Source organism: Candidatus Avelusimicrobium faecicola, assembly GCA_900540405.1.
In the GTDB taxonomy this organism is placed as follows: Bacteria; Elusimicrobiota; Elusimicrobia; order Elusimicrobiales; family Elusimicrobiaceae; genus Avelusimicrobium; species Avelusimicrobium faecicola.
This window is the reverse complement of sequence record UQFW01000037.1, coordinates 1-14,505: the sequence shown is the minus strand read 5'-3', so window position 1 is coordinate 14,505 and position 14,505 is coordinate 1. Positions and strand designations below refer to the sequence as shown.

15 protein-coding genes and 1 tRNA gene are annotated in these 14,505 nt (G+C 50.9%); all 16 read left to right on the top strand.

Annotated elements, in window-relative coordinates; translation table 11 throughout:
• Positions 1-7 precede the first annotated feature (7 nt).
• Positions 8-277, top strand: a complete 270-nt coding sequence (gene rpsO / locus ACQY18_RS04725; protein WP_176777483.1) for a 30S ribosomal protein S15 — start codon at positions 8-10, stop codon at positions 275-277.
• Between the two features lie 6 nt (positions 278-283).
• Positions 284-2,395, top strand: a complete 2,112-nt coding sequence (gene pnp, locus ACQY18_RS04720; RefSeq protein WP_176777482.1) for a polyribonucleotide nucleotidyltransferase — start codon at positions 284-286, stop codon at positions 2,393-2,395.
• 273 nt (positions 2,396-2,668) lie between these two features.
• Positions 2,669-4,210, top strand: coding sequence for a hypothetical protein (locus ACQY18_RS04715; RefSeq protein ID WP_428039029.1), 1,542 nt, complete (start codon positions 2,669-2,671; stop codon positions 4,208-4,210).
• A 127-nt stretch (positions 4,211-4,337) separates the two neighbouring features.
• Positions 4,338-5,711, top strand: coding sequence for a S1C family serine protease (locus ACQY18_RS04710; RefSeq protein WP_428039028.1), 1,374 nt, complete (start codon positions 4,338-4,340; stop codon positions 5,709-5,711).
• Positions 5,712-5,797: 86 nt separating this feature from the next.
• Positions 5,798-6,298, top strand: coding sequence for a biotin/lipoyl-containing protein (locus ACQY18_RS04705; RefSeq protein ID WP_176777479.1), 501 nt, complete (start codon positions 5,798-5,800; stop codon positions 6,296-6,298).
• A gap of 2 nt (positions 6,299-6,300) precedes the next feature.
• Positions 6,301-6,561 (top strand): hypothetical protein, encoded by a 261-nt coding sequence (locus tag ACQY18_RS04700; RefSeq protein WP_428039027.1) that lies wholly within the window; start codon positions 6,301-6,303, stop codon positions 6,559-6,561.
• A 119-nt stretch (positions 6,562-6,680) separates the two neighbouring features.
• A complete protein-coding gene (locus ACQY18_RS04695) occupies positions 6,681-8,990 on the top strand; it encodes a DNA translocase FtsK 4TM domain-containing protein (protein ID WP_428039026.1) in 2,310 nt (769 codons plus the stop codon).
• Positions 8,971-9,750 (top strand): outer-membrane lipoprotein carrier protein LolA, encoded by a 780-nt coding sequence (locus ACQY18_RS04690; protein ID WP_428039025.1) that lies wholly within the window; start codon positions 8,971-8,973, stop codon positions 9,748-9,750. The genes ACQY18_RS04695 and ACQY18_RS04690 overlap by 20 nt, the downstream gene beginning before the upstream one ends.
• Positions 9,747-10,370: a CDP-diacylglycerol--glycerol-3-phosphate 3-phosphatidyltransferase gene (gene pgsA, locus ACQY18_RS04685; RefSeq protein WP_176777475.1), complete on the top strand. Its 624-nt coding sequence runs from the start codon at positions 9,747-9,749 to the stop codon at positions 10,368-10,370. The genes ACQY18_RS04690 and pgsA overlap by 4 nt, the downstream gene beginning before the upstream one ends.
• Positions 10,358-10,840, top strand: coding sequence for a phosphatidylglycerophosphatase A (locus tag ACQY18_RS04680; protein ID WP_176777474.1), 483 nt, complete (start codon positions 10,358-10,360; stop codon positions 10,838-10,840). Before pgsA ends, ACQY18_RS04680 begins: the two co-directional genes overlap by 13 nt.
• Positions 10,841-10,861: 21 nt before the next feature.
• Positions 10,862-11,503, top strand: coding sequence for a MotA/TolQ/ExbB proton channel family protein (locus ACQY18_RS04675; protein WP_176777473.1), 642 nt, complete (start codon positions 10,862-10,864; stop codon positions 11,501-11,503).
• Complete coding sequence (locus tag ACQY18_RS04670; protein ID WP_176777472.1) at positions 11,503-11,904, top strand: biopolymer transporter ExbD; 402 nt, start codon at positions 11,503-11,505, stop codon at positions 11,902-11,904. The genes ACQY18_RS04675 and ACQY18_RS04670 overlap by 1 nt, the downstream gene beginning before the upstream one ends.
• On the top strand, positions 11,904-12,620 hold the full coding sequence (locus ACQY18_RS04665; RefSeq protein WP_428039024.1) for a TonB family protein: 717 nt from the start codon (positions 11,904-11,906) through the stop codon (positions 12,618-12,620). The genes ACQY18_RS04670 and ACQY18_RS04665 overlap by 1 nt, the downstream gene beginning before the upstream one ends.
• A 2-nt stretch (positions 12,621-12,622) precedes the next feature.
• Positions 12,623-13,126 carry a hypothetical protein gene (locus tag ACQY18_RS04660; protein ID WP_428039023.1) on the top strand — a complete coding sequence of 168 codons (504 nt, stop codon included), beginning with the start codon at positions 12,623-12,625 and terminating at the stop codon, positions 13,124-13,126.
• Complete coding sequence (locus ACQY18_RS04655; protein WP_428039022.1) at positions 13,126-14,082, top strand: NAD-dependent epimerase/dehydratase family protein; 957 nt, start codon at positions 13,126-13,128, stop codon at positions 14,080-14,082. The genes ACQY18_RS04660 and ACQY18_RS04655 overlap by 1 nt, the downstream gene beginning before the upstream one ends.
• Positions 14,083-14,167: 85 nt before the next feature.
• Positions 14,168-14,258, top strand: a tRNA-Ser gene (locus tag ACQY18_RS04650).
• Positions 14,259-14,505 lie beyond the last annotated feature (247 nt).

The following is a 14,505-nucleotide window of genomic DNA, read 5'->3' as shown; positions in this document are numbered from 1 at the left end:
CAAAAAAATGGTACTTTCCATGCAAGACAGAAAAGACATCATCAGCAAATTCCAAACCAGCGCCAACGATACCGGCTCTGCCGCCGTACAAATTGCGCTTATTACGGAACGCATCCAATATATTTCTAACCACTTGAAAGCCAACCCGAAAGACTTTGCGGGCGAAAGAGGCTTAAACAAATTGGTGGGCCAACGCAAACGCTTGCTCGCTTATTTGAAGAAATCTGACTTTGAAAAATATACTCAAGTGACCAAAGAACTTAAATTGAGGAAATAATCTCTCATGCAAAATTTCAACCATAAGTTTGATATTCAAACCGTGGATGTGGAAATTGGCGGCCAAAAAATTACCCTGCAAACGGGTTTGGTAGCCAAACAGTCCGACGGTGCCGTCGTGGCCACCTTGGGTGAAACCATGGTGCTGGCCACCGCGGTTTGCACCAAGGAGCAAAAGCCCGGTATTTCCGACTTTATGCCCCTGACGGTAAACTATAAGGAAAGAACCTACGCGGCCGGTAAAATCCCGGGCGGGTTTTTTAAGCGCGAAGGCCGCGCCAGCAAGAAAGAAACCCTTTCTTCCCGCATTATTGACCGCACCCTGCGCCCGATTTTCCCGGAAGGCTTCGCTTGCGAAACCAACGTGACGGCCATGGTTATTTCCAGCGACGATAAACACGACGCGGATGTTTTGTCCGTACTCGCGTCTTCCGCCGCTTTGGTTATTTCCTCCATTCCGTTTAACGAACCGGTTGCCGCCGTGCGCGTAGGCCGCATTAACGGCCAGTTTGTCATCAACCCCACCAAAGAACAAGAAGAATCTTGCGATATGGACCTGGTTATTGCCGGTTCCGCGCAAGGTTTATTAATGGTGGAAGGTGGCGCGAAAGAAGTGGAAGAAAGCGCCATCATCCAGGCTATGCAAGCCGCTAAGCCGGAAATTGACAAAATGTGCGCTGTGCAGTTAAAACTGCGCGAATTGGCCGGTAAACCCAAATTTGAATACGTCGTTGAAAAGCTCCCGCAAGAAGTGGCGGAACTGGCCAACGGCAAATTCCGCGAAACGGCCAAACAAATCCTGCATGCGTTTTCCGATAAGCAAACGCGCGATACGCAGGTGGCCCAATTAAAAGCGTCCTTTACCGAAGAATTAACCCCCACTTACGGCGATAATGCCGCCATGTATGCGGGTATTGCGTTGGAAAACATTATGTATGAAGAATCCCGCGCGATGGTCTTGCACGAAGGCGTGCGTGTGGACGGCCGCAAGCCGGACGAAATCCGCCCGTTAAGCTCAATGGTGGGCTTCTTGCCGCGTGCGCACGGTTCCGCGTTGTTTACCCGCGGGCAAACGCAATCTTTGGCGTCTGCCACGTTGGGCACGCCGGACGACCAACAAATGGTGGAAGGGTTGGACGACACCACCTATGAACGCTTTATGCTGCATTACAACTTCCCGGGTTTTGCTACGGGTGAATGTAAGCCGGACCGCTCCCCGGGCCGCCGCGAAATCGGCCACGGTGAATTAGCCCGCCGCGCTTTACTGCCCTTGCTCCCGAGCGAAGAAGACTTCCCGTACACGATTCGCGTAGTGTCCGACATTACCGAATCCAACGGTTCTTCTTCCATGGCCAGCGTTTGCGGCGGCTCCTTGGCGTTGTTTGATGCCGGCGTACCGATGAAATCGGCCTGCTCCGGTATTGCCATGGGTGCTATTTCGGAAGGGGATAAATTTGTAGTGCTTTCCGATATTATGGGCTTGGAAGACCACCTGGGCGATATGGACTTCAAACTGACGGGTTCCCGCAAGGGTATTACCGCGTTCCAAATGGACGTTAAACTGAAAACCGGTATTCCGTTGGATGTTTTGGGCCAAGCGATTGCCCAAGCCACCCGCGGCCGTATGTTCATTATGGACCACATGGAAAAAACCATCGCGGCCCCCAGAGAAAACATCTCCCGCTTTGCGCCTATTATCTTCAAAATGCATATTCCTGTGGATAAAATCGGCGCGCTCATTGGCCCCGGCGGCAAAAACATTAAACGCATTACGGATGCCACCCAAGCCAAAATTGATATTGCCGAGGACGGTACCGTCACCATTGCCGCCGCTAACAGCGACCGCTTAGACCAAGCGAAAGCGGAAGTGGATGCCATTACGGCGGAGCCGGAACTCAACAAAATCTATAAGGGTAAAGTAGTTTCCATTCAGCCTTTCGGCGCGTTTGTGGAAATTTTGCCCGGCAAGGACGGATTGTTGCACATTTCCGAAATTGACAAAAAACGCATTAACAAAGTAGAAGATGTCCTCCACTTGGGCGACATTGTAGAAGTAAAATGCGTGGAAATTGACAATAACGGCAAAGTGCGCTTATCCCGCAAAGTCTTGCTGAAATAGTTTCACGATGCAAAAATAAAAAAGGCCCCGCTTTTTAGGCGGGGCCTTTTGCTATATGGGGGCCCGGCCCCGGGTTGCGTGCCTTGCTTTCCATTTCCGCGTGTGTGGGGGGGCAGTGTTGTGGCGCCTGCCCCGCGCCGGTGGGGGGATAAAATACATCCCGGCGGGGCCTCTTTCAAAGGGCCTAGGCGGGCCTGGGCCAAAGGGCCCTTGTACAACCGGGCAATAAATTTTATATTATTAAAGGAAATATACCCTATTGAGGAGTGAGCCATGAATCATAAATATACGCTTTTGTTCGGGTTGTTGGCTTTTGGCGTGTTGCCGTCGGCGGCGCAGAGCCAAAAACAAATAAATTTAGGGGGCGGGTTTGCGTTGGATACCAAAATTCCCCAAGAGGTTTCTTTCAAAAAATTAAACGTGCAATTTCCCGTTAAATACAAACCGGCGGAACAAGTCAAGTTTGGGGTGGGGCAAGACACTCCGCAAGAGCCTGTTTATGTAGAAACCCTTTGCGGCGGGCAGGCGGATGTCAAAAAGACGGTCTATTTCCAAGGGTATTATGTGGAGCGCGGCTCCGAATGTGCCGAAAATGTATACGCCCAATGGCTTAAACTCCAAGATACCGGTTTTGAAAAGCAGGCGCAGGAGCGCTACGCATGCGAGGCCGCTTTGGCAAAAGGCCCGCGCGGCCCGCTTTGCCCGGTCTGCGGCGCGGCGGTGGACAAACACTGCACCACCGCAGTAAAGAAAGATAAAACCCATTTGCACGCCGATTGCCAAGCCAAGGCGGATTTTTTGGCACAAGCCCGGGCGTTGCGCTATAAATTGGGTCTCAAGCCGGACCCGGCCCACCAAGCCGCGCAGGCGGTTTCTGCCAAAACGCAGGTGGTAAAAGCCTTACAGCAAAAGGAAGCGCCGTCCGCGGTGTTGCCCAAAGCGGTAAAATATCAAAAAAAGGATGCCTGCCGTGCCCGCGCAGAATATAAACGCAACGAAAACGTGGCCCGTAGCACCTTTAAGCGGCAAATGGGGTATAAGTCCTCTTTTGAGCCGGATACCTTGACGTTGCCGGACGATACCGTCGGCATGGCCCGCGCGGCCAAAAAACGGTTGCATAGCCAACAAGAAAATATGCGCCTGTTAAAAGAAGAACAAGCCGCCCGCCAAGAGGCCCAACAGACCAATCTCCGGGCCGCTAAAGAACGGCGCTCCAACCAACAGCCGCAAGCGCTTGCCGCTCCCGCCCAAAAGGATAAGGCCGTTCAGCCGGCCGTAGCGGCTGTTCCGTCGGCGCCCGAGCGCCCCACAGGCAAGGCGGGCAAACAGGCCCGGGCGGCCCAAAAGCGCCGTAATGAAGCCGTGGCCCAAAGCGCGCCGGAAGAAATGGTTGCGCCCATGCCGCAGGCGGCTCCGGCCCGTGCCAAAGCCAAACGCAATAAAATTTACGGCGTTGCCAAATATAAAGTGAGCAAAAAAGATATTAAAAATTTCCAACGCCACTATAAGCCGCAAATGGCTCAAATAGAAGAGGCCGCGTTGAGCGGGGAAACCCCGGCGCCCGAAATTGCAAAAGCGGTGGAACAGTATAAGGTGCTGTTGGATTCTTATGCGTACACCAAAACCATCCCCGGTAAAAATGCGTATGCGCGCGTGGCCGCCTTTGAAAAAGCCCACGAAAAAGATATGTTTTTAATCCGCGAATGGTTGAACTATGGGGAAGACAACGCCCCGGCCTATTACAAAGCGCTTGTCAAAGCCTATAAAGAAGTGCATAAAGAAGGCAACCTCCGCTACGATACCTTCAAATATTAAATTTTTGGCAGAAAAAATCAAAAGACCTCGGCTTTTCTTGGCCGAGGTTTTTTGTAATAATTTATAATTTTCCGTCCGTCGCGGTTTTATATCCGGCCCGCGTATGCGCTTTTGCTATAATATACGCATGAAGATTTTACCTCTTTTAATGTCCGTTTTGTTGCTGGGCGGTTGTACTTACCACGGTAAATTCAGCCGCGGCTTGTACCGCCAGCCGGATGTATCCCCCAAAATTAATGCAAGCGTGATGGTGGTGCAGGATAAATATGTGCCGGATTTCTTCCGGGTGGAAAGTGACGAATTTATTGCTTTCCGCCGGTTTGTGATTCGCACGGATGACGGCCTGTCCGCGGCGGCGGCTGATGCGCTTTCCACCCTGTTTGAGCGCGTGGAAGCCAATGTGTACAGCCAACGCAAGGGGTACGATTATACGGCCGAGGTGGAATTTTTCCCGCGTTATGAAGAAGAACGCCGTTTTTATATGCGCCACGAGGGCAACGGATATTATAATCCGCGCCGTTTGCGTGTCCGGCACCTGCCGTATGCAAATGCGGTTTTACGCATTACGTTGCGTAATCCGCATACCGGGGCCCCGGTGGCGGTCTATCAGGAAGAAGATAAAGAAAAAATCCGCTTTGCCGCCTCTACCTATGTGGCGGATGGTTTAGCCACTTATACGCTGGGGTTGTTCAGCCCGTTGCAAATCCAAGCGATTGGGGGAGATTTAACCCACAATTACGAGCAAATTTTAACCAAGTTGCTTAAACGGATAGTCAAGCAAATGCAAGATGACCGCGTGATATTTGCCAGCCCCGCCGCGCAAGCGGATTTAACCCGCATGGATGCGGATTATACCGCTTACTTAAAAGCGGTGGCTACCGTCTTAAACTCCAGGGACCAAAGCAGCGGTTCGGCCTTTTTTATCAGTGCGGACGGCTATTTGCTGACCAATGCCCATGTGGTAGAAAAAGCCCGGGACGTGCAAGTGGTTTTATATGGGGATAAGGAGTATTCGCCGGACGGCCCCGGGTACCCCAAGCGTTATGCCCGCGTGGTGGCGCGCAATCAGGCGCGGGATTTGGCCCTCTTAAAACTGGAGGGGGAAAACTTCCCGTGGCTCATGTTAGAGCCGGACCGCACCCAGTATTATACCGGGGCCGCGGTAGCCTCGTTGGGCGAGCCGAAAGGATACCGTTGGAGCGTGAACGAGGGGATTATCAGCGCGTTGCGCCGGGACGAACACGGGCGCGATATGATACAAACGGATGCGGCTGTAAACAGCGGCAACAGCGGCGGGCCGTTAATTTTGAAAGATTCGGGCCGCGTAGTGGGTATCAATACCTGGGTGGTGCGCAAAGAGGTAGCGGAAAGCCTGAATTTTGCCATATCCGCGTATGAAGCCCTGCGCACATTCGGCTTGCGCCAGCCCATTACTCCGGCGCAAATAAAACGCCTGGAAACCGCCCGACAGCCGGAGCTTTTGCCGGACTCTGCCCAATAGCGCAGGCAACAAGCGTGCCATTGGGCCGTAAAATTATGTAAAATATACATAAGCAATTTATATTTATTACCGAGGTTATTTTCTTTATGAAAAAAACAGCAGCCAAAAAGAACGCTCCTGCCGCCGTTAAAAAGACGGCCGCTAAAGAATCCCCGATTTTGACAGACGTAAAGCAACTTTACGGATTCATGCAGGACAATTCTTTAGATACCATTGAGTATAACCAGAACGGCCTGTATCTGCGCCTGGTAAAAGCCAAACCGGCCATGGTGCCCGTGCCCGTCAATGCGGGTGGTTTTTCTGCCGCGCAAGGCGGCAACCCGGCCGTGCCCGCGCAGGAACAATATAAAGAAGTAATCAAATCCCCGCTGATGGGTATTTTCTTCCGCGGGTCCACTCCGTCCGCCCCGCCGTTTGTAAAAGAAGGCGCCAAGGTGGAAAAAGGCGAAGTGATTTGCCTGATTGAAGCCATGAAAGTATTTAACGAAGTCCGCGCGGATTTCCCGTGTATTGTTAAAAAAGTATTGGTGGAAAACGGCAAGCCGATTAAACAGGGTGATGCGCTGTTTGCCATTGAACGGGCGTAAGTATGAATCCGATAGCCGAAAATATCCAAGTGGCCTGCGCCCGGATTTTGCAATACCTGGCGGAACATAAAACGGCTTCTTCCTGGAAGCTGAAAATAACGTTCCAACTGCCCAGCTCTGTTTTGTATATGGCCCTGGGCACGCTGTTCGCCCAAGGTAAAATTACGCTGGAAGCGGACGAGCTGAATTATAATGTGGCTTTGGTACAGGTTCCCATGCCGGCACCTGCCGCGGCCCAACCGCCACTGCCTCCCACATTATAGCCGTTTTTTATGCACCCGGTGAGCCCGAACAGCCACCGGGTTTTTTGTTTTACCGGGCCCCTTATAAGGGGAATTTTCCAAACCTTACAAAGCGGTTAAAAATTGGTAAAATATACGGTATGGTCAGATATAGAACCACATATAAAAAATCCAAAAAAAGAACTAAAAAAGCCACCACCGCCAACTGGGTGCCGTCTGCCCTGTATATTTTGGGCGGGGCGCTTTGCGTTTGGCTTTTTTGCATTTTGTGGTTTAATGTAGGGCGCGGGGTATTAGGGGATACGCTGGCCGGCCAGCTATACAAATATATCGGCCAAACGTCTGTTTTGTTGCCGCTTTTCCTGGCGTATTGGCTGGTGCAAAGCGTGCGGAAAAAAAGCGCCGCCTTTTTATTCTTTTTATTGGGCAGCGGCACTACTTTGTGCGCGGGAGCCAGCCTGTTAGCTTTGCTCCATTCCCTGTTGCCCAAATCCAACATCTCCGGCGGGCAGTTCGGGCAAGAGGTCTTTTTGTGGTTTAAGGGAATTGCGGGCACGTTCGGCTCCGGCGTGTTTTCGCTGGCGCTGATATTGGTGGGCCTGCACATGTTGTTTGCTATTCCGTGGGGCGTAATTGTGCAAAAAACCGGCGAATTTATCCGCGCGGATTATAACGAATGGCTAGACGCCCGCGCCGAATTAAAAGAAAAAGTACAAACCGGGAAAGAGGAAATCAAAGCCGCGTCCGCCCAAACGCACGACGAAAAATCCGCGGACTCCCCGGAAGAAGAACGCCATTCCAAGCCGGAAATCCGCCGCCCGGTGGCGGAAATTATCAAACTGCCCAGCCCGGAAAAAATGCGTGCCGAATCTTCTGCCGCCCCGGTGGAAGCGGCCTCTGTTCCTGCCACCCAGCCGGAGGGCGAGCGCAAACCTTTTGACCCGAAAACCTTTCAACTGCCGTCTTTGGACTTGTTAAACGACCCGGTCAATAACGGCATTGTCGGCCCGACAGACGAAGAAATTACCCAAGCCACCAAACGCCTGGAGCAAACCCTTAAAAATTTTGATATTAAAGCCAGTGTCACGGGGGTATCCCCGGGGCCGGTGGTGACACGCTATGAAATCAAGCCGGACCCCGGCGTGACGATTGCTTCCATTACGGCCCGCACGCAGGATATTCAGGCCAGTATGGAGGCCCGCTCCCTGCGCGTGCAGGCGCCTATTCCGGGCAAAAATGCCGTCGGGTTTGAAATCCCCAACGACCGCCCCGTCATGGTGACTATGAAAGAAATTTTGCAATCTTCCGTCTATGCCGCCTCTAAAGCCGCTATTCCGATAGCGTTGGGCCGCTATGCGGACGGCCAACCGGCCGGGTCCGTGGCGGAAAAATGGCCGCATATTTTAATTGCCGGGGCCACCAACAGCGGTAAGTCTATCTGTTTGCATACAATTATTATGTCCATTATTTACAAACTCCGCCCGGACCAGGCCAAATTTTTGATGATTGACCCCAAGCGCGTGGAGTTGACCTTGTATGAGGGAATCCCATACCTGTATGACCCCAAAACCTCGTGCGACGACGTGGACGTAGTGACGGACGCGCAAGGGGCGGCCAAATCCTTACAGATGTTAGTAAAAGTAATGGAAAAACGCCTTAAAATTATGCAGCTTGCCAAAGTGAAAAATATGGAAGGCTACAACCAGTGGGCGGAGAAAAACGGCGAAGAAAAAATGTTCTATATTTTTGTTATTATAGACGAAATGGCCGACCTTATGCTCCAAACCAAAGCCTCTATTGAAGACTCCATCCAGCGTTTGGCGCAAATGGGCCGCGCGTTGGGGATTCACTTAATTCTTTGCACCCAGCGCCCTTCCGTAAAGGTAATTACCGGGGTGATTAAGGCCAACTTGCCCTCCCGTATTGCGTTGCAGGTGGCTTCGTCCATAGACTCTAAAGTTATTTTGGATAGCACCGGCGCGGAAGATTTACTGGGCCGCGGGGATATGCTGTATCAAAGCACGTCCGACAAAAATCCGCTACGTATCCAGGGGGCGTATGTGTCCGAAAAAGAAATCAATGCCGTGGCGGACTTTTTAAGGGCGCAAGGCGCGCCGGATTATCCGGTGCAGATTGTGGCCGAACAACAGCCCGGCGGCCGCCCGCAGGACGGTTTGGGCGCCAGTGCGGAAGAAATTTTGCAGGCGTTGCGCCTGATTAAAGAGCGCCGCCGCGTATCGCAGGATTTGTTAAAGGCCAATTTCGGCTCCAGCGCGCGCGCCACCAACATTTTAAGCGTGCTTGAAATGAAAGGGTATATTACCAAGCCGGAGGGCTCTAACCGTTGGGAAATTAACTACGAGCTGATAGATGCCGGCATTGAGGATTTGGAAAATCCGCCCTATGACCATAACTATAAGGAAGAAACGTATGAAACGGTTTATAAGTAGTTTTTTATTGCTGGGTTTAGCGGTTGGTGCGTTTGGGGCTGACAAAAATGCCCCGGCGGCCGGCCAAAAAACGGCGGCCCCCCAGGGGACGGCAGTGGCCCCAATAACCCCTGCCGGGCAAACCGCGGCCGTGGCTCAAGAAAAATCTGCCGCCGGGCAAACCGCGGCTCCCGCTCCCCAAAAAGCGGCCCCCAAAGCGGCGCAAACGGACCCGCTAAAGGCGTTTGCAAAATGGGATAAAAAATTAACCACCTTAAATACGGCTTTTGAGCAAACCACCTCTTATGACGGAGTGGTTATCAGCCGTTCGCACGGCAAGCTGTTTTTCCAAGCCCAAGGGCAACTGTTGCGGTTGGATACCTTAAATGACGAAGAAAAAACGGAGCAAACTGCCGTCACCGATAAAAAAGTATTGCGCATTTTAGATGCTTCCGGTAAAGAAATAACCGCTATGCCGTGGGCGGAGTGGGTGAACGGACAACCCAATAAGGCATTGTTTGATTTCGGCCACTATACGGCTTTGTTGCAGGCGCACCAAGCCACCGTGTTTGATTCCACGCCCCAGCGGACTGTATTAAAACTGCTCCCCAAGGATAAATCCGCCGGATATACCCTTTATTTGTTGTTGGACGGAAAAGATTATTTTCCGCAGTCTATTATTATAGAATCTGACTTGATGAAAACGCAGGCCGATTTGAAACAAACGGTTAAAAATAAACCGCTTGCCAAAAATTTATTCAAAGAGGTTATTAAAAAATGATGACGTTAGCCAATAAAATTACATTAAGCCGCGCGGCGCTTTCTATTGTAATGTTTTTGTTTATTTTAATGCCGTTTGCCTGGGCGCGTTTGGTAGCCACTCTTATTTTTATTGTGGCCGCTTCTACCGATTGGGTAGACGGAAAAATTGCCCGCCAAACCAATACCATTACGCCGTTTGGGGCCATTGTGGACCCGTTTGTGGATAAAATTTTGGTATCGGCCGCGTTGTTTGCGTTTGTGGGCATTAAAGAATTGGACGTGCCGGTTTGGGCCGTATTTTTTATTTTACTGCGCGAACTGATGATTTCCACCCTGCGCGTAATTGCCGCGTTGGAAGGCAAAGTAATGGCGGCGGAACGGTGGGGAAAATTCAAAACGGTTATCCAAATGACTACCGTGGGGCTGATTTTCTTTGTGTTGGATGTATACCACTTAATCGGGCTGACGTCCGGCTGTGCGCGGCGGTTTTTTACCATTACTTTTTATACGTTGCAGCAGCTCCCGTACGCCATGACGGCTATTGCCGCCGTGATTACCTGGATAAGTGCGGTTTCCTACTTAAAAAATAATTGGGAATTGTTGGAAAAATCGTGGGGAATAAGCGCGTGCAAAAAATAATACGTTGTTTGGCTACGGGGTTTTTTATCAGCTATCTGCCGCCGTTGGTGTTTAAGTTCAAAAAAAATACGGGGGCAGGTTTTTTGGGCACGCTGTTGGCGGTGCCGTTTATGTATATTTTGCCCCAAGACGGTATGCTGTATTTGATTTTTTTACTGGCGTTTTGGGCATTTGCGGTGTATATTTGTAAAAAAGTACAATTTAAGGGATACACCGGGCACGATAACCCCAAAATTGTGATAGACGAAGTGGCCGGTTATTTTACCGCCATGATGTTCTTGCCCCGGCAGTGGCCGTATTTGTTGGCGGCGTTTGTATTGTTTAGAACTTTTGACACCTTAAAACCGTGGTTGGTAAAAACGTTTGACCGTATGGAAAATGCCTTTGGGGTGGTGTTTGATGATGTGGCCGCCGGGCTTATGGCCAACATTTTGATACAGATTTTTATAATATTTGCCGTGCGCGGCTAAAAGAAAAAGGAGCTTATAGAAATGGAAATGTCCAGTATGACTAATTTGCGTGAGTTGTTTTCCGCCGGCGGGCCGGTGCTTATTTTGTTATTGTTGTTATCGGTGTATTCCCTTTCCGTTATTTTTGAACGCTGGGTGCGCCTGCGTAAAGCGGTGGGAGTATCGCGCAAGCTGATTGCCTATTGCCGCCACCCGTTGCGCTCGTCCAACTTCCCCAAGGTGGAAGACGCCTGCCGCAAGGAAATTACCAAAGACACCCCGGCCTCTAACCTTATTTTGCGTTTACTGCAAGAGGGGGGCCGCACGAAAGAAGAACAAAAAGAAATTGCCAACTCGGTCATTGATTGGGAAATTACCCGCCTGCAAAGCCGCTTGACGGTATTGGGTACGCTGGGCAGTATTACGCCGTTTATCGGGTTGTTCGGCACGGTTATCGGCGTTATGCACGCTTTTAAGGATTTAGCCTCCAGCGCGGCCGCGGCGGCAGGTGCCTCCGTGGTGGCGGCCGGTATTGCCGAAGCGCTTATTAACACGGCGGCCGGGTTGTTTGTGGCTATTCCGGCTGTTATTGCCTACAACTATTTTTTGAGCAAAACCAATTTTTTCTCTAAAGAATTGGAAAACATTGCCGACGAAATTATCTATAACCGGGTGCAAGAATAATGGCGCATAAACAAAGAACCGTCATGGCGGAAATCAATATGGTGCCGTTTATTGATATTACGCTGATTTTGCTGATTATTTTTATGGTTATGAGCCCGCTTTTGGTGCAAATGCAGTTAAGCGTGGATTTGCCCAAAGCTAAGGCCATTAATACCACGGCCGAGGACGACGTCATCCGTATAGAAGTGCTTAAAAGCGGGGCGATTTTACTGGCCGATAAAAAAATATCGCCCGCCGCGTTGGAGCGTGAGTTGGTGTTGCGTATGGGCAAGGCCAATAAAAAAACCATTTTAGTCCAGGCGGATAAAGAAGTGCCCATACAAACCGTGGTGGACGTGTTTGACACCGCCAAAAAATTAGGCGCGGCCAAACTGGGTATTGGGGTTTTATCTAAAAACTAATGAACCGTTATCTTGCGTATTCGGGCGGAGTACACGCCTTACTGTTTTTGCTTATTTTCCTGGTAATGCTTCCGGCCGGGAAAAAGCCCTCTGCCACCTATACGATAGATTTTATCGGCAGTGGCAAGGTGGTGGCTACCACCGGGCAGGAAGCCAAAGCGCCCGCGCCCGCCCAAAAGCCCAAAGCGCCCGAGGTAAAAGCCCCGGCCGTGACGGATACCGCCAGCCAACAGCCGGCCGCCAAGCCTGTTAAAAAGGCGTATGCGTCCAAGAGTGAAATTTCCGCCAAAAAACAGGCGGTCAAAAAGCAACCCGCCCCCGCGCCGTTGGCCGCCCCCAGCATTTTAGAGGAAGGCGAGGGCGGAAAAGATGACTCTTTGCAAGCCAGCAAAGAGGGCGAATTTCAAGGCGGGAATATTCAAACCGATTTTGCCAATTTCCCTTATCCGTGGTACATCACGCAGGTTAGAAACTCTTTATGGATTGAGTGGGAAAAACGCCGTCCGGCGGGGAATGTGTTATCCGCGCTTGTAGCTTTTTCTATTGCCCGGGACGGCAAGGTAAAAAATGTGACCGTACAGCGTTCGTCCGGGGATGATACTTATGATTTTGCGGCTTCCTCTGCCGTTATTAACGCCGGGCCTTTTTCGCCCTTGCCTATGTATTACGAAAAGGACGAACTGACTGTGGCGGTAGAATTCAAACAGGAGAAATAATTATGAATGGTTGGCAGCGTTTTATGTTTTTATTGATGTGCTATTTTGTGGTAATGGTTTTGTACCCCAATTATGATGCGGCGGGCCTGTATTTTGTGGGCGTGACGTTGGCTATGTGGACCGGGGTTATTTTGGTATTGTCTATCATCAGCAATATGTTGGGGTTGTATAACTTCCCGTCGCTCAATAAGTTGATTACCTTTGTTTTGGTGGTTATGATTATGTGTTCGTTGTTGTGGTATTTCCCGCAGAAAGACAACGTGACCCCTATTAACAAAATAAAATATGGCGAAGTCCCCACCAAAGAGGACATTAAACGCGGCTTAAACCGTTTTACATTTAATTTTGACTTTGTACGCCGCCGGGCAGACCGCGCCGAAAATTTCGTCAATCAGGAAATGGAAGAAAATAAAGAAGGCGTAAACGAAACCAAAGCAAAAATCCAGAAACACACCAAAAAAGCCGTAAAAAAGATGGAAGATACCCTGGATATTAAGGTGGATTAATGAAACCGACCGTTTTAATTACCGGCGGCAACGGCTTTATCGGCCGCAAATTGACGGATGCGCTTTTGCAGGCGGGTTTCCAAGTGCGCATTACCTCGCGCCGGGAGCCTAAAGAGCAACCGGCCAACCCGGCCGTGCGTGTGGTGCGGGTGGATTATAATAATGTGCCCAGCTTGCAAAAAGCCATGGAAGGCTGTGAGGGCGTATTTAATTTGGCGGCGGCCATTTTCGGCTTTTCCCGGGCGGATTTTGAGCGCGCCAATGTGGTGGCCGCGCAAAATGTGGTGGCGGCGGCCAACCAAACGCCGGGCCTAAAAACGTTTGTTCACGTTTCCAGTTTGGCGGCCAGCGGCTACGCGGCAGATAAAAACCATCCCCGGACGGAAACCGACGAGCCGAAGCCGGTGTCCGATTACGGCATTACCAAATTAGGGGGGGAAAAGGCCGTCAAAACCTTAAAACCCGGTATTAAATGGACGATTATTCGCCCGCCGATTGTGTACGGCAAAAACGATTCCGGCGTATCCAAAATAGCCGCGTGGGTAAAGCGCGGGCTGATGGTGAACACGTCCGGCAACGGGTTTTTCAGCTTTGTGCATGTGGACGATTTAGTGCGCGCGTTAGTGACGGCGTACGAACGGCCGGACACCGGCGGCGAAACCTATTTTGTGTGTGACGAGCATATTTATTCTTGGGATTCTTTTATTACCCAAATGGCGGCGGCTATGGGGGTAAAAAAACCGTTTATGCCCAGCGCCCCCCAATGGCTGATGCGCGTTGCCGCGTTTATATATGAAACCGCGGCCCGCATAAGCGGCGCGGAACCGGCCCTCAACTATGATAAAGTGACGGAAGCCGTCATCCCCGGGCATTGGATTTGCAGTGGCAAAAAATGGACGGCGCTGACGGGGCAGACATTTTCCGCCTTGCCGGAAGGCTTAAAAAAGAGCTTTTAACATGAGGCGTAATGTTATAACACAAACCTTAAAAATTTTGTTATAATATAACTGTTGACGGTATTTTACTGTTAGCGCAAATTTTGGAGAGGTGGCTGAGAGGCCGAAAGCGGCGGTTTGCTAAACCGTTATACGGGTTAATTCCCGTATCGAGGGTTCGAATCCCTCCCTCTCCGTGGAAATCTAAAACCCCGCGTAAGCGGGGTTTTTGATTTCCGGGAGAGTGGAGCAACACCAACTGCTTGGTGTTGCGTAGGGATTTGAAGCCCGCAGCGTTGTGTGAGTTTGAGGCCGTAGGCTGAAAGGCGAACACCGCGAGGGCGGGCCCGGGCAAAATTTCCGTCAGGAAATTTATGCAGGGCGAATCCCTCCCTCTCCGCCAGTTTTCTTACTAAAAAGCCCTACTTCTTTGTTGCTCACTTG